General features: G+C 43.7%; 17 protein-coding genes. 16 read left to right on the top strand and 1 reads right to left on the bottom strand.

Annotated elements, in window-relative coordinates:
• The first annotated feature begins 13 nt into the window (after positions 1-13).
• The 11 genes from DW251_RS02025 to DW251_RS01975 all read left to right on the top strand — a co-directional run bounded on the left by DW251_RS02025 (position 14) and on the right by DW251_RS01975 (position 13,292).
• Positions 14-1,876, top strand: a complete 1,863-nt coding sequence (locus DW251_RS02025; RefSeq protein WP_118300059.1) for a hypothetical protein — start codon at positions 14-16, stop codon at positions 1,874-1,876.
• Positions 1,877-1,907: 31 nt separating this feature from the next.
• Positions 1,908-3,353, top strand: coding sequence for a hypothetical protein (locus tag DW251_RS02020; RefSeq protein ID WP_118300058.1), 1,446 nt, complete (start codon positions 1,908-1,910; stop codon positions 3,351-3,353).
• Between the two features lie 62 nt (positions 3,354-3,415).
• Entirely contained in the window at positions 3,416-4,192 is a 777-nt protein-coding gene (rfbF, locus tag DW251_RS02015) for a glucose-1-phosphate cytidylyltransferase (RefSeq protein ID WP_021868926.1), read from the top strand.
• 9 nt (positions 4,193-4,201) lie between these two features.
• Positions 4,202-5,266, top strand: coding sequence for a CDP-glucose 4,6-dehydratase (gene rfbG / locus DW251_RS02010; protein WP_021868927.1), 1,065 nt, complete (start codon positions 4,202-4,204; stop codon positions 5,264-5,266).
• 78 nt (positions 5,267-5,344) lie between these two features.
• Positions 5,345-6,691 (top strand): lipopolysaccharide biosynthesis protein RfbH, encoded by a 1,347-nt coding sequence (gene rfbH, locus DW251_RS02005; protein WP_118300057.1) that lies wholly within the window; start codon positions 5,345-5,347, stop codon positions 6,689-6,691.
• A gap of 341 nt (positions 6,692-7,032) precedes the next feature.
• Positions 7,033-7,980, top strand: a complete 948-nt coding sequence (locus DW251_RS02000; protein WP_347474602.1) for a LicD family protein — start codon at positions 7,033-7,035, stop codon at positions 7,978-7,980.
• A 44-nt stretch (positions 7,981-8,024) separates the two neighbouring features.
• Entirely contained in the window at positions 8,025-8,975 is a 951-nt protein-coding gene (locus DW251_RS01995; RefSeq protein ID WP_347474608.1) for a glycosyltransferase family 2 protein, read from the top strand.
• Positions 8,976-9,598: 623 nt separating this feature from the next.
• On the top strand, positions 9,599-10,237 hold the full coding sequence (locus DW251_RS01990) for a TetR/AcrR family transcriptional regulator (protein ID WP_021868931.1): 639 nt from the start codon (positions 9,599-9,601) through the stop codon (positions 10,235-10,237).
• 21 nt (positions 10,238-10,258) lie between these two features.
• Positions 10,259-11,476 carry a TolC family protein gene (locus tag DW251_RS01985; protein ID WP_021868932.1) on the top strand — a complete coding sequence of 406 codons (1,218 nt, stop codon included), beginning with the start codon at positions 10,259-10,261 and terminating at the stop codon, positions 11,474-11,476.
• Positions 11,477-11,556: 80 nt separating this feature from the next.
• Positions 11,557-12,783: a TolC family protein gene (locus DW251_RS01980; protein ID WP_021868933.1), complete on the top strand. Its 1,227-nt coding sequence runs from the start codon at positions 11,557-11,559 to the stop codon at positions 12,781-12,783.
• Positions 12,784-13,034: 251 nt separating this feature from the next.
• Positions 13,035-13,292 (top strand): hypothetical protein, encoded by a 258-nt coding sequence (locus DW251_RS01975; RefSeq protein WP_021868934.1) that lies wholly within the window; start codon positions 13,035-13,037, stop codon positions 13,290-13,292.
• Between the two features lie 88 nt (positions 13,293-13,380).
• Here DW251_RS01975 and DW251_RS01970 read toward each other — a convergent pair whose 3' ends face one another.
• A complete protein-coding gene (locus DW251_RS01970; protein WP_021868935.1) occupies positions 13,381-14,913 on the bottom strand; it encodes a BCCT family transporter in 1,533 nt (510 codons plus the stop codon).
• A gap of 206 nt (positions 14,914-15,119) precedes the next feature.
• On the opposite strand from DW251_RS01970, the gene DW251_RS01965 reads away from it, so the two are divergent.
• The 5 genes from DW251_RS01965 (at position 15,120) to DW251_RS01945 (ending at position 20,827) form a co-directional block, all read left to right on the top strand.
• On the top strand, positions 15,120-15,668 hold the full coding sequence (locus DW251_RS01965; protein ID WP_118300055.1) for a hypothetical protein: 549 nt from the start codon (positions 15,120-15,122) through the stop codon (positions 15,666-15,668).
• An 11-nt stretch (positions 15,669-15,679) separates the two neighbouring features.
• Positions 15,680-16,753 (top strand): MBL fold metallo-hydrolase, encoded by a 1,074-nt coding sequence (locus DW251_RS01960; protein ID WP_118300054.1) that lies wholly within the window; start codon positions 15,680-15,682, stop codon positions 16,751-16,753.
• Between the two features lie 221 nt (positions 16,754-16,974).
• Positions 16,975-18,084 carry a response regulator gene (locus tag DW251_RS01955; protein ID WP_021868938.1) on the top strand — a complete coding sequence of 370 codons (1,110 nt, stop codon included), beginning with the start codon at positions 16,975-16,977 and terminating at the stop codon, positions 18,082-18,084.
• Positions 18,085-18,099: 15 nt separating this feature from the next.
• Positions 18,100-19,599, top strand: coding sequence for a sensor histidine kinase (locus tag DW251_RS01950; protein ID WP_021868939.1), 1,500 nt, complete (start codon positions 18,100-18,102; stop codon positions 19,597-19,599).
• Positions 19,600-19,747: 148 nt separating this feature from the next.
• Positions 19,748-20,827, top strand: coding sequence for an ABC transporter substrate-binding protein (locus DW251_RS01945; RefSeq protein WP_021868940.1), 1,080 nt, complete (start codon positions 19,748-19,750; stop codon positions 20,825-20,827).
• The last annotated feature ends 29 nt before the right edge of the window (positions 20,828-20,856 follow it).

Here is a 20,856-nt window from a genome sequence, read left to right as displayed (position 1 = left end):
AGGAGGCAGAAATTTGGACACCAGGGAAAGAATTAAATTCAGGATCGGATTTTCCAGAATGGAGAAAAAATATGAGTGGAAGGACCATGTGATCTTCATGGGACTTCTGCTGGCATTAGCTGTGTGGGTGAACCATGGAATACAGATCAAAGGCCTTTATATGGATGATCTGTATTTCTGGTCCTGTTATGGTGAACAAAGTTTCTTTGAATATGTATTTCCTATGGGAAGCACCCGTTTCCGCTTCCTGTATTATCTTGCAGCCTGGCTTGAAATGGCAGTGGTAAGAAATCACGTAGCTCTTTTCGTGCCTATTAACATATTGCTGAATGCAGCACTGTCCTGGTATCTGTATTCCATAGCATGGCGGCTTTCCAGGGCAAAAGCCATCGGCTTCTTTACAGGAGCCATGTTCTTAGCCAGCCGGATGGCGTATTATCAGATCGGTCAGGTTTTAGGACTGATGGAGACAATGGCTCTCTGGATGGCCATTTCCATTCTCTGGAATTTATATCGTTATGTAAACGAAGAAAACAGGGAAAAATGTTTTTACATTGCCAGCCTGCTGTATTTTGGAGTATGTTTCGTCCATGAACGGTACATGGCACTGCTGCCATTATTACTTCTGGCCCTTCTCTTAAAACAGTGCAAAAAAATATCCCTCTGGCTCAGTACAATTGTCTCTTTTGGACTGGTACAGCTGATCCGTGCCTTTACCATTGGTTCTGTTCTTCCTGCAGGAACCGGCGGAACCCAGGTAGCAGACACCTTAAATATTTTACAGGCCATCAAATTTGCCTTCAGTCAGGCGGCCTATGTCTTTGGAATTAACGCAGGACCGGAACACTTAAACGGCTGCCCATGGAGTGAAAGCCCTATGTGGGTCAAAGGGCTGATCGGTATGGCAGACGGGATGCTCCTTATCATGGTGCTGGCGTTTCTGGTAAAATTCATCATGGAAAAACGGAAAGAGCGTAAATTTTCCATGCTGTTTAATACCATGCTTTTTATCGGTTTTATTGCTTTAAACATTGCATCTTCCAGTGTGACCATCCGTGTGGAAATGCGCTGGATCTATGTATCCCTAGCTGGTGCATTGCTCTTCCTTTCCTATATCTACGGAGAACTGACAGAAGGAGTAAAAAAAGAACTGTATTTAAAACGCCTGTATCCCTGGGGCATTCTCTTTGCACTTTACGTATTACTTATGTTTCCGGCAGAACTGTTCTACCGCAGCTGCTATCCAAAATTGTATCTGTGGCCGGATCAGCTGCGCTATAATTCATTAGCAGAACAGACCTACGAAAAATACGGAAACGGGATTTTTGGAAAAACCATTTATATCATTGGCAACAGCTACGAAATGAGCGATTTTACAGCTCGTACCTTCTTTAAAGTATTTGACCCGAAAATGAAGGCAGAGGGCACAAAGGTAGAATTTATAGACAGCATCCGTGATATTGGAATGGTAGATGACCAGATGTTAGTCCTCAGAGAAGATCCTGCTCATAATGCATTCCAGGATATCACAGATTTTGTCCGCAGCCTGAAACTGCAGACCGATTACGGATACTATTCCGACGGCTGGATGGATGAACACGCATCCCTCACTGTGATGGCAGGTTCCACCGGGGAAATAGAACTGGAATTTATGTATCCGGGAGTAATGAGCGGCGGGGAAGCCATTTCCATTACAAAAGATGAAGAACCGGTCCGTACACTGCCTCTTCATTCCAGCGTAGTAGAAACAACCCTACAGGCAGAACCATGGCAGATGGTCCATCTGCAGTTTGATTATAATTTCTATATGCAGAATGCCAGAGAACAAAGAGGACAGGACCGGCTGGCAGCCATCGTTCACATTACAACACCGTAAAAGAACGTAACTATACGCAGGAGGATATCACATGGAACTTCCCGGAAACAGGGATAAAAAAATAATTGACGGTACACACAGGATAGTTTTTTACCTTCTGCCTCTTCTGGGACTGGCATTTCTCCTGTGGTATATTAAAAATGCAGCCTGCGATGTAGTCTATTCCGACTACATCCGCTTGGTAAACAGCTATCTGCCAGATGTATTTAACCCTGAAAAATTCTTCGTGGCAGATGTGCTTACCCGTATTCCCATCAATTACCTGTCCCGTATCATAAACGTAAAATTTTTTGGCTTTTCCATTACCTTTGACCGGGTATTAGGTGCTGTAAGCGTCAGTCTTGCAGCCTGGTGTTTTGCAGCATATTCCCGTCAGCTGAAGATAAATATAAAATGGTTTATCACCTTCATGATCGTTATGTTCAGTCTGAACAAATGGGAGATGCTGACAAATGGAAGCGGCTGGTCCCATTTCTTTGCCTTTGCCTGCTTTTATTATCACCAGATCCTTTTCGACCGATATTACCGGGGACAAGAGCGAAAATGGGACAAAACGATACTTATGCTGCTTCCATGGCTGATCATACTGGGGACAGCCGGTCCCTACTGCGCCATCTATGCAGTTGTTATGATACTGGCATCCGGTGCGGCAGCATTTATGGATACAGGAGAAAAAAGAAAACAGTATGTGATCTTTCTTATCTGCACACTGATCCCGCTGCTCCTTTACATTCTCAGCAATTCCTTTGCAGTAGAAGAACATGCAGGGGCAACAGGAAGATCCTTAGGGGAAATATTAAAAGACTTCCCTACATTTCCCATCCGTTTTATCCTGAAATCCCTGGCAGGAATGATGGTTGGCGGTGAAGAATTACAGCAGTGGATCGCAAATGGTTGTATTTCCAACAAAATCATCTATCTGCTGGGAGTCATACTTATGGTTGGCTATCTGTGGTCCCTGTGGCTGAACATAAGTCTTGGCATTTATAAAAAAACATTCTTTCCGTTAATACTCCTTGTATCCGGCGGAGCCAATCATCTTCTCATCTTCCTTTCACGTTACATTTTTGAAAAAGAAGATTATGCCTTAAGCTCCCGATATGCCCTGCAGTTTCAGGTAGGAGTCCTGGGGATCCTTCTCACATTTGCCCTGGCTTCCCAAATACGCAGGAAACGTATCAATGGAGGACTGGTAAAACGGACAGTGCCTGTTCTTGAAACTGTCTTCTGTATTGCAATCCTAATTGGAAATGGGTATACTACTTATCGTGAGATACAGAAAGCACCTTACAGAGAAGAGAACTTTGAAAAAATGGCAGAAATGGCACCACAGATCCCATTTATGTCAGATCAGGAATTAAAAGAACATTCAAAAGAAATAGATGATCTTTACGAATACCGTAAAGGAACAGATAAGATCCGGGATGCATTCCGTATCCTGGAAGAGAACCACCTGAATATCTTCAGGGACCGGTAACAATATATCCTTCCACAAATGTGGGAGAACATAGATACACTCTCGGAGGAAAAAGATTGAAAATGAAAGTAGTAATTTTAGCAGGGGGCTTCGGCACCAGGATCAGTGAAGAAAGCCATTTAAAACCAAAGCCAATGATCGAGATCGGTGAAAAGCCGATCCTGTGGCATATTATGAAATATTATTCCGAATTTGGATACCATGACTTTGTGATCTGTCTGGGATATAAGCAGTATGTAGTCAAAGAATTTTTCGCAGACTATTTCCTGCATACATCCGATGTCACTTTTGACCTGGCAAACAACAGCATGGAAGTACACAACAACTATTCCGAGCCATGGAAAGTCACACTGGTAGATACCGGTTTAAACACTATGACCGGCGGCCGTGTAAAGCGTATCCAGCCATATATTGGAAATGAACCGTTTATGCTTACTTACGGCGATGGCGTTTCCAACGTAGACTTAAATGAGCTGGTAGCATTCCATAAATCCCATGGCAAGATCGCAACGATCACAACTGTCAATCTGGGACAGTCCAAAGGCGTGTTAAACATTGCAGAGGACAATACAGTCCTTTCCTTCCGTGAAAAAGACGATAACGATGGCGCTCTGATCAATGGCGGTTTCATGGTCATGAACCCGGAGATCTTCGATTATCTGGAAGGGGACTCTACTATTTTCGAGCAGGGACCAATGCAGAAACTGGCTGCAGAAGGCCAGATGAAGTCCTTCTATCATGGCGGTTTCTGGCAGTGCATGGATACACAGAGAGAGATGAAAAAACTGGAAGAACTGTGGCAGTCCGGAAAAGCACCATGGAAGATCTGGAAAGACTAAGGAGTAATTATGGCATTAACATTAGAAGAATTAAAATCATTCTATAACGGAAAAAAAGTGCTGGTCACAGGACATACCGGATTTAAAGGTTCCTGGCTGGTACGCATCCTTACACTGGCAGGTGCCCAGGTAACAGGCTATGCCTTAAATCCGCCTACAGACCCCAATCTCTTTGAGATCGCAGGTCTGGAAGACACCATTCACAGTGTAGTTGGTGATGTGCGGGATCTGGCTCATCTGCGCCGTGTGTTCGATGAAGTAAAGCCGGAGATCGTATTCCACCTGGCAGCGCAGCCTATCGTCCGCGAGTCCTACAAAGAACCGGTCTACACCTACGAGACCAACGTAATGGGCACGGTCAACATCCTGGAATGTGTCCGCCTTACTGACACTGTACGGTCATTCCTAAACGTAACAACCGACAAAGTATACGAAAATAAAGAATGGGAATACGGATACAGAGAGTGTGATCCGTTAGACGGCTATGATCCTTATTCCAACAGTAAATCCTGTTCCGAACTGGTAACACACAGCTATAAAAAATCCTTCTTTGAAGACGGACGCTGTGCTATTTCCACCTCCCGTGCCGGAAATGTGATCGGTGGCGGAGACTTTGCAAGCGACCGCATTATTCCGGACTGTGTCCGCGCAGCAGCGGCCGGAAAACCGATCATGGTAAGAAATCCACATTCCACCAGACCGTTTCAGCATGTATTAGAACCGCTGGCAGTTTATCTGACCATTGCCATGGAACAGTACAAAGACAGCAAATATCAGGATTACTACAATGTGGGACCAGATGACAGAGACTGTGTAACAACAGGCACCTTAACAGACTTATTCTGTAATGCCTGGGGAGAAGGAATGACCTGGGAGAACCATTGGGTAGGCGGACCTCACGAAGCAAATTTCCTGAAATTAGACTGCTCCAAGATCAAAACCGTATTTGGGTGGAAACCAAGATACACAGTAAAAGAAGCAGTTGAAAAGACAGTAGAATGGTCCAAAGAATACTTAAACGGTGCAGACATGTTAGAAGTAACAGACCGCCAGATCCGGGAATTTTTCGCTTAAGGTATTTTTCGGGAGCGTTATCCTGTTCCGGTTGCAAAATTGTAAAGACGTTAATTTGGTTGATTAGGAGATAAAAATATGTTTGAACATACAACAGAAGCAGAAGCAAGAAAACAGATCCTGGATCTGGTAGCTGATTACTGCGATACTTTCCATAAAAAGAAAGGATACAAAGAGGGGGACCGCATTCCATATGCGTCCAGAGTCTATGACCACAGCGAAATGGTCAATCTGGTAGACAGTTCCCTGGAATTCTGGCTGACTTCCGGCCGTTATACCGATGAATTTGAGAAGAAACTGGCAGAATATCTGGGTGTACGTTACTGCTCCCTGGTCAACTCCGGTTCCTCCGCAAACCTGATCGCATTTATGGCACTGACTTCTCCACTCCTTGGTGACCGTCGTGTAAACCGCGGTGATGAAGTTATTACTGTTGCCTGTGGTTTTCCAACAACCGTAGCACCAATGATCCAGTACGGCGCAGTACCGGTATTCGTAGACGTAACAATTCCACAGTATAATATTGATGTAAATATGCTGGAAGAGGCGAGAAGCGAGAAGACAAAAGCAGTCATGATCGCTCATACTTTAGGAAACCCATTTGACCTGCGGGCTGTAAAAGCATTCTGTGATAAATACAATCTGTGGCTGGTAGAAGATAACTGTGATGCTTTGGGAACACAGTATACAATGGAAGAAGATGGAAAAGAGGTAGTACATTTCAGCGGTACAGTAGGTGATATCGGAACTTCCAGTTTTTATCCGCCTCACCATATGACTATGGGAGAGGGCGGCGCTGTTTACACGAATAATCCACTTTTAAATAAGATCATCCGCTCCTTCCGTGACTGGGGAAGAGACTGCATCTGTCCATCTGGACATGACAACCTGTGCGGACACCGCTTTGACCGTCAGTACGGCGAACTCCCAGTGGGATATGACCACAAATATGTATATTCCCATCTTGGATATAATTTAAAGGCTACGGATATGCAGGCTGCTATTGGCTGTGCCCAGTTGGATAAGTTCCCGTCTTTCGTAGAACGCCGCCGTCATAACTTTGCAAGATTAAAGGCAGCGCTGGCTGACTGCACCGATAAACTCATCCTCCCGGAAGCAGCACCACATTCCAATCCAAGCTGGTTTGGATTTTTGATCACCTGCAAGGAAGGAACAGACAGAAATGCAGCTGTTCAGTATATTGAAAGCAAAGGCGTACAGACACGTATGCTGTTTGCTGGTAATCTGATCAAGCATCCGTGCTTTGATGAGATGAGAGCTTCCGGAACCGGGTATCGTGTTGTGGGTGAACTGGAGAATACGGAGAGGATCTTACGGGATACTTTCTGGGTTGGAGTTTATCCGGGAATGAATGATGAGATGATTGATTTTATGGCGAAGACTATTCGGGAGGCGGTAAGATAGTCGCGAGAGGGCTGAGCTGATTTCAGGCCAAGAGTCTGTCGCGAGAGGTGTGAAAGGTTTTCTGACCAAGGAAATGTCGCGAAGGGTCCGAACTGAGGAAAGGAGTCCTTTTTTCATTTTTGCATTGTCCACTGGCTTTCGGCATGCACTTGTTCGCCTGCATCGGACTATGTCCGCTGCATTCGGACAGCTGCGCTCAAGATGTGGACACTTGCAAAAATGAAAGCGTCCCCCTTCCCTCAGTTCTACAATGCAGGCGTGAGTGAGGAAAAATAATATGTGCAGCCAGCTTCGCTGGCTGCAAAAGTATATGCGTTTAGTAAAGGAGGGGAAATGGCTATATGGCAGAAAATAAGGTAAGTGATACGGTAAATGATATGGTGAATAGCATGGTGGAAGACATAAATAGTGCGCAGAATGGTAGTAACAAAGTTAGTGCTATAAAGGATAACGTTGGATATGACATGAGTAGGGTACATTCGGCTAACCTTAAGATCCTTAAGGAAATAGATCGTATTTGCCGGAAGTATAAGATCCAATATGCATTGGATGCGGGAACACTTATTGGGGCAGTACGTCATAAAGGGTTTATTCCCTGGGATGATGATGCAGATATTGTTTTTACGCGTAATCAGTTTGAAGCATTTAAAAAAGTAGTAAGAAGAGAACTTCCAGATACAATGGAACTGGTAGAACCAGACAGTTTCCATGAAGGAAAAGCATTTTTTGACTTTACTCCACGTATTATCTATAAGAAAAGCCGTATGCATCCGGATAGCAATAAGATGGACTACTATGATGGAAAATTAAACCATCTGTGGGTAGATCTGTTTATCCTGGACAAGCTTCCAAAAGGAAAGGCTGCAGCGGAGATCACACGTTTCCTTCATAAGGCAGTTTACGGCCTTGCCATGGGACACCGACATGACCTGGATTATACAAAGTACAGCCTGATGTATAAAGTTTTTGTAGGCGGTCTTGCAACAATAGGCAAATTCATTCCTATGAAAGCAATCTTCTTTATGCAGAAGGCCATTGCCCTGAAAGACAAACACAGTAAAGGTGATCTGCGCTACTACAGCAATTATCAGCCGGATTATCTTTATGTAACATTGCACAAAGACTGGTGTGAGGAAGTAATAGATGCACCATTTGAAGATACGACGCTTATGATCCCGAAGGGCTGGGATCCGGTCCTTAAAGAAGTATATGGGGACTATATGCAGCTTCCGCCGGAAGAAAAACGTGTTCCAACCCATTCCAGTTTACAGATACAGGTATACGACTAATGAACAATGCAGCAGAAAATAACACACAAAAAAATAATAATGGCATAAGTCAAAAAGACGATAGATGTTGTAAATTATCTGTAGTCGTATCCGTATATAATGAAGAAAAAGCACTAAGAGAATTCTATAAAGAAACAAATAAAATCCTGGAACAGATAAAAAAATCTGGGTGGGAACATGAACTGATATTTGTAAATGACGGCAGTGCAGATAATAGTCTGAGTATTTTGGAAGAAATAGCTCATGAAGACCATGATGTAAAACTTATCAGTTTTTCAAGAAACTTCGGGCATGAAGCAGCTATGATCGCTGGCATCGATTACAGCACCGGAGATGGGATCATCTGCATGGATGCAGACCTTCAACATCCCCCGGAATGTATCCCAGAGATCATCGAAAAGTTTAACGATGGTTACGAAGTAATAAATATGGTACGTACCCAAAATAAATCCGCAGGCCTTGTAAAAAATATAACATCATCCGGCTTTTACTGGCTCATCAACCATATCTCCGATGTTCACTTTGAGCCAAACGCTTCCGACTTTTTCGCCATCAGCCGTCACGTAGCCCAGGTCCTGAAAGACAACTATCGTGAAAAAGTCCGTTTCCTTCGAGGCTATGTACAAAACGTAGGTTTCAAAAAGACCAACATAGAATACGAAGCCAGAGCCAGAGTAGCAGGAGAAAGCAAATACAGCATCAAAAAACTGTTCATATTCTCCATAAATACGATACTCTGCTTCTCCAATATGCCACTAAAACTGGGAATTTACGCAGGTATGCTATCAGCATCCCTTGGGGTAGCTGTTATGATATACACCCTTTTCACCCGACAAGGTGCCCCAAGCGGCTATGCAACCATAGTAGTCCTTCTCTGCTTCATGTTTGCCATGATGTTCCTGCTAATAGGGATCATCGGCGAATACATTGCAATCCTCTTCACAGAACTAAAAGACCGCCCAGTTTATATTGTAGAAAAGACAGAGAACATGTAAGAAAGGTACATCTTCCGCCCCTAAAAGGGGCGGAAAGACGGTGAAAAATATTATCGTGTAAAAAACACCTACTCTATATCCGTAAAAAAAGAAGACGAACACAAAGCCAGACAGCTAATACAAGGTAAAGTATAACTGGTTTGGAACATAATGGAAAATGCCTCAGCTCTCACATATCACATGGTCTGGGGTATTTTTTATTATGATCTTTAACTAAGACGATATCCCCCCGCCGATGGCGGGAGAATGAGGATACCAGGCCCCCTCAGGCGAAATGAATTGGATGGGACACATGGGATGCGCAGGCTGGACAGACTTGGGTTTGAGAAAAGGGCGTTAAGAGAGGGGCGGGCAACTGTTTGAACGAAGTGAGTTTTGCCCGCCCCTCTCTTGTTTTTAGCCCTTTTCTCAAATCCTTAGTCTGTCCCCGCGCAAATCCCCCGTGTCCCATCCCATCCATTTCGCCGTTTGTTTATAAAGTTTTAATCCTTCTTCCTATTGACTTTCCCAATCAACATATATATAATCTCAAAAGTGACAACGGTGACAACATGTCACAAATAACACCCTGTCATCTATACAAATAATATCAACCATACAAAAGCCAACAAGGAGGCAACTACATGCCAACCCAGCGTTTTTTAAACTTAAAAGACTCAAAAAAAAATGCGATCCTGGAAGCTGCAGCCCACGAATTCGCCAGAGTTCCCTACTCCGCAGTATCCATTAACCAGATCATCAAAGAAGCCGAAATATCCAGAGGAAGTTTCTACACTTACTTTGAAGACAAAGACGACCTGATGCGCTACATGCTCAGAGGATTTCGTGATACCTTAAGAAAAAAAGTATTTGAATTCTTAGAAGAAGAAAACGGCAACCCTTTTCGCCTGTGTATCCGTCTTCTGAAAGACTGGATAAAAACAGGAAGTGAGCGTATTACATTCCAGATCCACAGAAACCTTCTGGCAGACCTAAGCGTAACAGGACAGAACCAGATGTTTGGGATCCGTGGTTTTCTGATGAAAGACGAACTTTATAAATCCTTCGTAGAAGAATTGTACAACCGCTTAGACAAAGACCGCTACCCGACCACAATAGAAACATTGTGCTACATAGTAGACATGGCAATTATGATCCTGATCAAATCCATGGCAATGTATTACCAAAATCCTTCCGAAAAAGAAACCATCATCCAGGTATTAACAGAAGAAATGACGATCCTGGAAAGAGGAATGTGTACCCAGACTTCACAGCAGTCATAAACGAAATGAGGAGACTTAGCAATGAAAAATATCACAAAAAAAATCACACGGATATCCACTGTACTTACAGCATCCATTCTGTCAGCAGCCCTTCCACTTACAGCTCTGGCAGCCCAGAACAGCCCGGATGATAATACCTATCAGCCAAAAGACGTTCAGACAGTAGACTACAAAAAAAGTTTAACTCCGGAATTTGCCTATTCCGCAGAAAAATGGGCAACCCTTCGTGACAACATCATGGAATACGGCGAATTAGCAGACCTGATCCACGAATACAACCCAACCGTTTTAAGCAACCGTTCCACTTACAAAGACCAGAAAAACAAAAACTTAAATGACATCTATGACGACTATATGAAAGACATTGATGACATCTGGGATCAGGCTGACAACGCAGACAACGATGTAACCTGGGCTTCCCTGCGTTACTCCGCAGGCCTTTTAACCAAACAGGCAGACAATAACTACGAAGACGCGGAAATGGAAAAGATCCAGTATGACCAGCAGGAAGCAAAACTGGTATACCAGGCACAGGAAATGATGGTTTCCTTAGAGCAGTCCGCATATAACCTGGAAAACTTACAGAGTACCAGAGATCTTCTGCAGCAGCAGTACGAAGCAACCCAGGCTCAGATGTCCGTAGGAATGGCAACCCAGACCGATGTCCTTACAGCTTTAAAGAGTGTACAGGATCAGGATACAGCCATTTTAACAGCAAAAAAGAGCCAGGAAAATGTACACAGAAATCTGTGCCTTATGTTAGGCTGGAGCGCAGATGCACAGCCTGAGATCAGAGAAGTACCACAGCCGGATTTATCCCGTGTAGATGCTTTAGATCCAAACGCAGATGCCCAGACAGCCATTGACAACAACTATGATGTAAGATACTACACCAAAAAAGCAGGCAACTTAACAAGCCAGGATCTGATCGAGTCCAACCAGGCAGCTATTGTAAATGCAAAAGATACAGCCATCCGTTCCTTAAAAACACAGTACAACACCGTACTTACTACAAGAGACTCCTTAAATGCAGCTAAAGCACAGCTGCAGGTAGCAGAAGCAAATTTAAACCTTGCCCAGGCAAACCTTGCAGTAGGAAGCCAGACCAAACTGCAGTACCAGAGTACATTAAACACCTATACATCAGCCAAAAACGATGTAAACACCAAAGAATTACAGCTTCTCCTCGCATTAGAGGCCTATGACTGGAATGTAAAAGGACTTACCACCTCAAATTAATAGATGCACTCCCGGAGGCTTTCTCGCAAGATCAAATACAAAAAGACTTCGAGAGTACATAGAGAGAAAGGACAAAAAAGATGAAAAAAAATCATTTAAGCTCCATGACAGCAGCCACAATGGCATTCCTGCTGGCAGCGTCCGCTCCTTTTCAGGCATTCGCAGAAGAAGCAAACCCGGACAGCAGCTATTCTGTTGATCAGGAACGCCTTACAGATAATCAGTTAGACTATGACGAAATAGGTGCCAGAGTAAAAGAATATTACGGTCCCATCAAAAGTGCCTACAACATGGTACGGGGAATGACAGAAGATCAGGGGCAGATCGCAGTTAATGAGAGGACCATGGCAGACGATCTTATTTCCCAGGCAAGAGCAGCAGAAGACCTTGCCAAAGACCAGACAGGTATGGATCAGATGATCAACAAGGCAACGGCAAAAGCGCTGCGTAAGACTGCAAATCAGATGCGTACAATGGCCAACAATATGGACCGGTCATTATCCCGGAAGAACTCTTCTGAAAAACAGATCGACCGCCAGGCCAACAGTTTGATCCTTAATGTAGAAATGATGTTAAACCAGTATCAGCAGCTGCAGTCCCAGCGTACTATAGCAGCAAAAGGTGTAGAACTGGCTACAGCAGCAAAACAGCTGCAGAACACCATGCAGGCCCAGGGAATGGCAGTTGACGCAGATGTACTTTCCGCAGCAGCCAGCCTTTCTTCCGGTCAGTCCCAGTTAAATACACTGGATGCAGGAATTGAGCAGATCCGTAAAATGCTCTGTTCCTTTACCGGATACGACGAAGCATCTAATCCAGTATTCGGAGAAGTACCGGCAGCAGATCCATCCTACATTGCCACAGTCAATGTAGCAGAAGATAAAGAAAAAGCAGTAAATAACAACTACGAGCTGATCAGTCTCAGAGGACAGACAGGCGGCGGAATGACAGATCTGCAGATCCGTACCTCAAAGACAACTACACAGATCGCCAATAAACTGCGCAATGTAGAATATTCCGAAGAAAATGTCCGTTCCAATATCCAGGCGCTGTATGATGCAATGGAAGAAAAAAATTCCTCCTATTCAGCAGCCAAAACAGCCTACGAAAGCGGCCAGATCTCCTGGCAGGCAGCGCAGGTGCAGAAGGCCAATGGCATGCTAAGCAACATCCAGTATATGCAGCAGGAACTGGCATGGCTTCAGGCACAGTCCGGATATAAATGTGCAGACCTGGCTCTCCAGCAGGCCATCCAGAATTACAAATGGGCAGTAGCAGGTGCTTCCGTATCTGCGGACACCCAGTAATGATCATATTTCAAAATAAATAAACTAAATCTTCCAAAGAAAAAGCGGCAGTTGTCAAAAAAGTAACAACTGTCGCTTCTTAATTATCAAAACAAAAGAAAATATAACTATTGCACATAAAAAATTGATAAATTTTGTAACAACTGGTTGTTATTAACAAAAAGTGGTGCTATTATAAACAAAAGGGGAATATAATAATTCAGTAGAGGGAGTGGAACATGCTGTAGTTTTCTGAAATTGAGGTGATGTGAATGGTAACCAGGAGTTTGGACGTAAGAAAAAAGGCGCTGAATCCAATACCGATCTCTTATCTGATTCAGACCGCAAACCGTTTTGATTGTGACATTTTCGTAACCGATGACAAAAAAACAGCAAATTTAAAACACTACGAAGAAATGAAAAATTTAAGTTTATATGGTTTTCTGACCATATGTTTTAAGGGGAGAGATGAAACAGAGGCAGATAATTGTATAAGAAAGATCCTATGGCAGGATGAGTATTACATGTAACAGACAAGGAAGTGTAAAAATGCACAGTAACGTATAAACAGGAGACCTGGAAGGGGACGTCTCCTGTTTTTGTTATGATACCAGATTTTTAACCTTTTGACCCTGTATCATGCAAATACGCATCCGCATCCTTAAAAAAGCTCCACACGATCATCAGGATAATAAATCCAATAGGAAAAGCAGCGACAATGGATACAGACTGAAGACTGCTCATGGAATTTTCTGAAAAGATCAGTGCAATAGGGAAAAGCATTAAAGTAATGGCCCAGAACAGTTTTACCTTCTTATCCGGCTCTTCATCTGCATCCAGGGAGCGGTAGGAATAGGAACTTGCCACCATGGTAAGGGCATCGAACGTAGTCGCATAAAAAGCGATCATGGTAACAGCCAGTAAGATCAGTCCAAACCTGGCTGCAGGCATTGTCTCAAAAACAGCGATGATCGCCTGATACAGATCCCCGGTCTCCCGGTACAGTCCCATTAAATCTAAGATCCCATGAGTCTGAAGTCCCAGACCATAATTTCCCAATATGATAAAAGAAGTAAAGGTGCCAGCAAGACCAAAGAAATAGCCGCCTAAAACAGTCTGGCGGATGGTCCTTCCCTTGCTGATGGTTCCAATAAAGAACGGGGTTGCCACACACCATACCATCCAGTAAGCCCAGTAGAAAATCGTCCAGTTCTGTGGGAAGGAAGAGGTGCGAAGGGCATCAGTCCAGGTAGCCAGAGAAATAAAATTCTGGGTTAAAAGTCCGATGGCAGTGATCCCGGTCTCAATGATGTAGCGTGTCTGACCGCCTAAAAACAGGAAGTAAGCTAACAGCACAAAAAACAGATAGATACAGGAAGCAGCCAGCCGTGTGACTCCCTGCATGCCAAAATATACAGCCAGTGTGTATACAATACAGATGATCACTAAAATAGCAATGGTAAGAAGGGGCGTCTCTGCAACTCCTAACACCTTGCTTAAAGCCATGGATAAAAGAGGGGTAGCCAGTGAAAAGGTAGTGGCAGTTCCTGCTAAGAGAGCAAAAACAGCGGTAAGGTCGATCAGTTTTCCAACCACTCCGTCTACTTTCTTTCCAAGAAGAGGACGGCAGGCTTCTGAGTATTTCTGTTTATTCCTGCGGCGCACATGGATCATAAAGCCAAATGCAACAGCCAGGATGATGTAAAAGCTCCATGGAATAGGACCCCAGTGGAACAATGGGTAAACAGAAGTCCAGTCCTGAATGGAACCCATCTCAGAAATATGAGACTCATCTGCATAAAGCATCCACTCACAGAGAGAATAAAAAAGGATATCTGCAGCCAGTCCGGCTGTAAACATCATGGAACCCCACTGGAAAGCAGTATACTGTGGTTTTTCTACATCCCCCAGTTTAATAGAACCAAAGCGGGAAAATGCCATATACAGGGAACAGATCACAGCCCCCAGTCCCATTAACAGATAATAGCTGCCAAGCTGGTCGCCAAGGAAGAAACGGATGGAAGCAAGGATATTGGCAGAGCCTTCCGGAAATATCATAAACAGACAGCATAACAATGTGATGCATCCGAAAGGCAGGATAGTGGTGACCCAGTCAAGGTTCTGCAAAAATGATTTCTGTTTCGGTTTCATGAAAATGACCTCCTGTTAAAAAATAATATGTTCAAAAAAATAAAAAATTAAATCATATTGAACATGATAGCACCAATAAGATCAAATAGCAAGCTACATTTCACAGAAGTTTCATATAGGTAACAATTTTGTAAGAAAAAACCACTGTTAAAATTGTGGTTTCTTCGTTATAATAGTACCGTTGAAAATTAAGGAGGTTTTTTGTAATGTTTAACTGGAAAAAGGTTTCTCTGATCCTTCTGGCATCAGCAGCTCTTTTAAGCGGCTGTACCCAGAGTAATATTGTTTCTCCAGCAGATGGAAAGATCCAGGGAGATGGACAGCCGGATACAGAGATCGATAAAGATATTAAGATCGACTGGGAAGAAGTACGTTCAGACCTGGAAGAGCAGTATTTAGAGCCATATGGTGCTTTTGCTGATTATGTAATGGACTTAAACGTTGTTTATGATGACGAAACCGGTCTTCTGACTGTACTGCTGCCTGTTACCCGCAAGACTACCAGCGATGTAGCAGTGGTTTATGCACAGGATGTTTTAGGAAGCATTGGTGAGTCTGTAGCAACCCAGAACTTCTATTATACAGCACCGGAGGAGAATGAAAACGGATTTACTACCAGCTACGGCAGCTTCTTCGATGATCATGATGTAAAGGTACAGGTATTCCCTTATGATAAAGAAGGGGACGAAAGCTCTTATCTGGTAAATGACACCATTAAAGCAGGGGATGTCAGAGCCGTTGAGCCGGTACAGTAAGGAGAGGGAAAATGAGACGGATCGACAGATACTGGAAACGCTGCGGGGCATGTCTGCTGGCAGCAGTTACACTGATGCTGGGACAGGGAACCATGCAGTCTTATGCTATGAATGCGCAGGTTATTAATTCCCCAGACAGGATCGTTGTACAGGATGAAAATAAGAATACAGGCAATCAGAATAATACCAATACACAGACGGTAACTACTAAGGCAGAGGTTGCCGGATTTGGAGAAGTATCCACTCCTGTTACAGACTCTTCCTCTTATTTTGGAAAAGGAAGGCTGACACTTCTGGCAAATCATGATACAGCAGCCCAGCAGCTGGCAGCGATCATTGAAACAGGAGAAGGCGGCCTGATCGTAGTAGACGGAGGCTGGACAGACAATACCGACTATGTATTAAATCAGATCAAGGCAAAAGGCGGACATGTTCAGGCATGGCTGATCACACATCCTGACTCTGATCACGTAGGTGCCCTGGCAGATATTCTTTATAAGCATGCAGGAGAGATCACCATTGACGGTATCTATTACTCCTTCTTAGAAGACAGCTGGTACGCAGAAAAGGACGCAAATGTTGCTTCTATGGTGGCATATGTAAAAGGCGCATTTGCAAAAATTTCTCCATCCGTTCTTCACGGTGATATCGTAGCAGGACAGGTGATCAACGCAGGACCTGCAAAGATCCAGGTTTTAAACCAGGCTTACAAAGAAAACAATGACTTTGTAAATAACAGCAGTGTTGCTTATATGGTATCTTTAAACGGTACCAATGTAGTGTTCTTAGGAGACCTGGGACGCACCGGCGGTGAACATCTGATGCAAGATGTAAATCTTGGAGCTTTAAAATGCAAGATGGTCCAGATGTCCCATCACGGACAGAATGGTGTAGACTACGAAGTATACAAGGCATTAAGACCATCTGTATGCTTATGGCCGACTCCTCAGTGGTTATGGGATAATGATAACGGCGGCGGAGCAGGAAGCGGTTCCTGGAAGACACAGGAGACCAGAAACTGGATGACCCGTCTTGGTGTAAAAGAGTATTATGTCACCAAGGATGGCGATCAGGTGATCGAATAATTCGGAAACAGAAAAAGTAACCGTAAAATTGAAACGTTATAATTAGACAAAAACGCAAAAAAGATCGAAAATTCCAGAAAATGGGAATTTTTGATCTTTTTTTGATATGACATTTCATTGACCCGCTGTCATAAATGTGGGATAATCGGACCATACGCAGGTACATGATACATGTACATACATAGGAAACAGCTGATAGACAACTTAAGGGGGAAGCTAAGATGGTAAAGGTGTTTCTGGTGGAAGATGAGTCCATCATCCGTCGGGGGATCCGTGACAATATTGCCTGGGAGAGTCATGGATTTGAATTTGTTGGGGAAGCAGGAGACGGAGAATATGCCTATCCGTTGATCTTAAATACAAAACCGGATATTCTGATCACAGATATAAAGATGCCGTTTATGGACGGACTGGAATTAAGCCGCCTGGTGAAAAAAAGTCTGCCTAAAACCAGGATCATCATTCTCAGTGGTTATAATGAATTTGAATATGCCAAAGAAGCCATTAAGATCGGGATCAGTGACTACTTATTAAAACCGGTAACTTCTGTAAGTTTACTGGATACCTTAAAACATGTAGCAGATGAGATCAGGGAAGAGCAGGAAAAATCCAGGCTTCTGGAACGCTATTTTGCCAGCTATGAAAAATACACGGAATTTCTGGACAATACCAATTATACAGGGGTAGACCGGAAGCTGATCCTGGATTTTTTGAAGTTAGGAGCAATGGAAGAATGTGATCCTTTTGTGGAAGAATATTTTGCTGCGATCGGTGAGAACAATTATCAGTCATTGCTGCTGCGCCAGTATCTTACCATGGATATTTTCTACTGTATCCAGGAATTCTTAAAAGGACTGGGAGAGGGAAATGTAACAATTTCACCGGAAGTTACGGATATTAAGCGGATCCCAAAAGTGATCGTCAGCGTGGATACGACCAAGATGTATCTGAAAGAGCAGTTTCAGGCAGCCATCGAGGCAAGGAACAGTGTCTCAAATGACCGTTATGGAAGTGTGATCCAAAGTGCCAAAGAGTACATAGAAAAGAACTTCTCCAACGGAGAACTGTCATTAAACAGGATCGCGGCCCATATAGGAGTCAGTCCCAGCTATTTCAGCTCTATTTTCAAGCAGGAAACTGGGACGACTTTTGTGGAATATCTTACGAAAGTACGCATTGACAAAGCCTGTGAACTTCTGCGCTGCACCAACAGCCGCACAGCAGAGATCGGGGAGCAGGTAGGCTACAGTGATCCCCATTATTTCAGCGCTACTTTCAAGAAAGTGATGGGGCAGTCACCAAAAGACTACAGGGCAGGACAAAAAGGATAAAAGGGGCATAGAGACATGGAAAAGAAAAAGAAGTTTTACCTGTCACTGAAAATGCGTCTGCTCTTTTTACTGTTTGTGATCGTGATCCCTCTTACATTTATGGTAGCCGGCTATCAGCGTATGTTTGAAAATTATTCCCGGTCCTATAATGAGATCATGGCAAACCTGAAAGTGGCCAATGAATACAATATCAAGTTTAAATCCGATATGGAATATTCCATGTACCGGGTCATGATCGGTCTGATCGATGTAGATAAATTTGAAAACGGGGATATTTTAGAGGGGAAGAGCAAGTATGCTACAGTGGTGAAAAATCCCCTGAACATGATTGCATCTGCCCGTCATGCCTTTGGAAAGTCCATTGAGCGGGTACCGGGATCAGACGGTGATATTAAGATAAAAGGTATTTTATCCTGTTTAGACTCTCTGGAAAAGGCAGTCAACCGGATGATCGACAATGCCTCTGTTACAGGAAGATACGATGAAAATGTAAATATCTGGGAAAATGATATCCAGGGGCTGTGTTCCATGATCCAGGATTATATTACCCAGTATACCTACTATGAGATGATCAATATGGAGCAGCTGCAAAAAGAACTGGAACAGCAGGTGACCAAACGGATCCAGGAATATATGGTTTTGCTGGCCTGTGTGCTGACAGCAGGCACTTTCCTTGCACTGGCCATCACAAATTCCATTACAGGGCCTTTGGGACGGCTGCAGCAGACGGCAGAACGTCTGGGAAAGGGAGATCTGGATGCAAAGGCGGATCTTGGCAGTTTAGAGGAGATCAATGTACTGGCCCGTACTTTTAATCATATGAGTGAGCGGATCCGGCGGCTGTTAGAGAAAAATACCCAGGAGCAGAAAAATCTGCGGGAGGCAGAGCTGCGGCTCCACCAGGAGCAGATCAGTCCCCATTTTCTTTATAATACTTTAGACTCCATTGTGTGGATGGCAGAAGGGGGAAATAACCGTCAGGTAGTGGAAATGACCACAGACCTCAGTGATTTCTTCCGCACCGTGCTGTCGGGAGGAAAAGATTTTATTACAGTGGAGGAAGAAGAGTCTCATATACGCAGTTATTTAAAGATCCAGAAGATCCGCTATGAGGATATTTTAGACTATTCCATTCAGATCGAACCGGGAATAAAGGATCATATTGTTTTAAAAATGCTGCTGCAGCCTTTAGTTGAAAACGCTCTGTACCACGGGATCAAAAATAAGCGGGGCGGAGGCTGTATTATCATAAGAGGCTATGAGGACCGGGATAACCTGATCTTTGAAGTGGAGGATAATGGAAGCGGCATGGATCCGGAAACTCTTGAAAAAGTACGTAAAAAGCTTTCCGGAACCTTTGAAGGGGAACAGGCAGATCTGAAAAAAGGCGGCTTTGGTCTTAATAATGTGGCACAGCGCCTTAGGATGTATTATGGGGATCAGGCAGAGATACTGGTTGAGTCTGAAAAAGGGATCGGGACCTGCTTTAAGATCTTCCTCAATAAAAAAACATAACTTTTTCCAAAGAAAACACAAAAATTTGTGGAAAACCTATAAAAAACACACTTTTTTGAAAAGATGCTCTGTATAAAATATACGGAGCATTTTGTATAATAAAACTGCAAAAACAAATGTGATGTTATTAAAAAGGAGGAACCATCATATGAAAAAAAGATTTTTATCCGTAGCATTAGCAGCAGCTGTAGCAATGTCAGCAACCGCATGCACCAGCAATCCTGCAGAGTCAAAAACAACTGCAGCGCCAGCTGAGACAAAGGCAGAGGAGACCACAGCAGCAGAAGCTTCTTCTGAAGGGGAAAAGAAGGAAGCAGCAGCTGACGGAGATCTGATCACAGTCGGATACGCACAGGTAGGCGCTGAGTCTGACTGGAGAACTGCGAATACAGAATCTTTTAAGTCCACATTTACAGAAGAAAACGGCTATAAGCTGATCTTTGATGACGCACAGCAGAAACAGGAAAACCAGATCAAAGCGATCCGTTCCTTTATCCAGCAGGATGTTGATTATATCGTAGTTGCTCCTGTAGTTGAGACCGGATGGGAAACTGTTCTGGAAGAAGCAAAAGAAGCTGGAATACCGGTTATTCTTTCTGACCGTCAGATGCAGCTTTCAGATGACAGCCTTTATGAAGCATGGGTAGGCGGAAACTTCGTAAAAGAAGGCGAGACCTGTGGTGACTGGCTGGCAGATTACTTAGAGAAACAGGGCAGAGCAGACGAAGAGATCAATATGGTAACCATTCAGGGAACCATCGGTGCATCTGCACAGGTTGGCCGTACAGAAGGTATGGAGAACAAGTTAAAAGAACATTCCAACTGGAATATGTTAGACAAGCAGTCCGGTGAATTTACACAGGCTAAAGGACAGGAAGTTATGGAGTCCTTCTTAAAGAGCTACGATGATATTGACGTAGTTATCTGTGAGAATGATAACGAAGCATTCGGTGCTATCGACGCGATCAAGGCAGCAGGAAAGACCTGTGGACCAGAGGGTGACATTATCGTAGTAAGTTTTGACTCTGTAAAGGCAGCATTTGAGTCTATGATCGCAGGTGACTTAAACGCAACCTTCGAGTGCAACCCACTTCATGGACCACGTGTAGCTGAGATCATCCAGAAACTGGAAAAGGGCGAAGAAGTTGAAAAGATCCAGTATGTAGATGAAGCTTACTTTGATACCTCCATGGATCTGGAAGAGATCTTAAAGACCAGAGCATACTAATAACCAGCAATCTGTTACCAGTAATACAT

Origin of the sequence: Clostridium sp. AM22-11AC, assembly GCF_003473545.1 — a bacterium.
GTDB lineage: Bacteria > Bacillota > Clostridia > Lachnospirales > Lachnospiraceae > Enterocloster.
The sequence above is the reverse complement of the archived record's forward strand: the minus strand, read 5'-3'. Positions and strand labels throughout refer to the sequence as shown.

Excerpts from the sequence above, each read along its gene's own strand:
- rfbH (WP_118300057.1), top strand. The coding sequence starts at position 5,345 with ATGTTTGAACATACAACAGAAGCAGAAGCAAGAAAACAGATCCTGGAT.
- DW251_RS01955 (WP_021868938.1), top strand. The coding sequence starts at position 16,975 with ATGGTAAAGGTGTTTCTGGTGGAAGATGAGTCCATCATCCGTCGGGGG.
- DW251_RS02000 (WP_347474602.1), top strand. The coding sequence starts at position 7,033 with ATGGCAGAAAATAAGGTAAGTGATACGGTAAATGATATGGTGAATAGC.
- rfbG (WP_021868927.1), top strand. The coding sequence starts at position 4,202 with ATGGCATTAACATTAGAAGAATTAAAATCATTCTATAACGGAAAAAAA.
- DW251_RS01975 (WP_021868934.1), top strand. The coding sequence starts at position 13,035 with ATGGTAACCAGGAGTTTGGACGTAAGAAAAAAGGCGCTGAATCCAATA.
- DW251_RS01970 (WP_021868935.1), bottom strand. The coding sequence starts at position 14,913 with ATGAAACCGAAACAGAAATCATTTTTGCAGAACCTTGACTGGGTCACC.
- DW251_RS01960 (WP_118300054.1), top strand. The coding sequence starts at position 15,680 with ATGAGACGGATCGACAGATACTGGAAACGCTGCGGGGCATGTCTGCTG.
- DW251_RS01950 (WP_021868939.1), top strand. The coding sequence starts at position 18,100 with ATGGAAAAGAAAAAGAAGTTTTACCTGTCACTGAAAATGCGTCTGCTC.
- DW251_RS01985 (WP_021868932.1), top strand. The coding sequence starts at position 10,259 with ATGAAAAATATCACAAAAAAAATCACACGGATATCCACTGTACTTACA.
- DW251_RS01945 (WP_021868940.1), top strand. The coding sequence starts at position 19,748 with ATGAAAAAAAGATTTTTATCCGTAGCATTAGCAGCAGCTGTAGCAATG.
- DW251_RS01990 (WP_021868931.1), top strand. The coding sequence starts at position 9,599 with ATGCCAACCCAGCGTTTTTTAAACTTAAAAGACTCAAAAAAAAATGCG.
- rfbF (WP_021868926.1), top strand. The coding sequence starts at position 3,416 with ATGAAAGTAGTAATTTTAGCAGGGGGCTTCGGCACCAGGATCAGTGAA.
- DW251_RS01980 (WP_021868933.1), top strand. The coding sequence starts at position 11,557 with ATGAAAAAAAATCATTTAAGCTCCATGACAGCAGCCACAATGGCATTC.
- DW251_RS02020 (WP_118300058.1), top strand. The coding sequence starts at position 1,908 with ATGGAACTTCCCGGAAACAGGGATAAAAAAATAATTGACGGTACACAC.
- DW251_RS01965 (WP_118300055.1), top strand. The coding sequence starts at position 15,120 with ATGTTTAACTGGAAAAAGGTTTCTCTGATCCTTCTGGCATCAGCAGCT.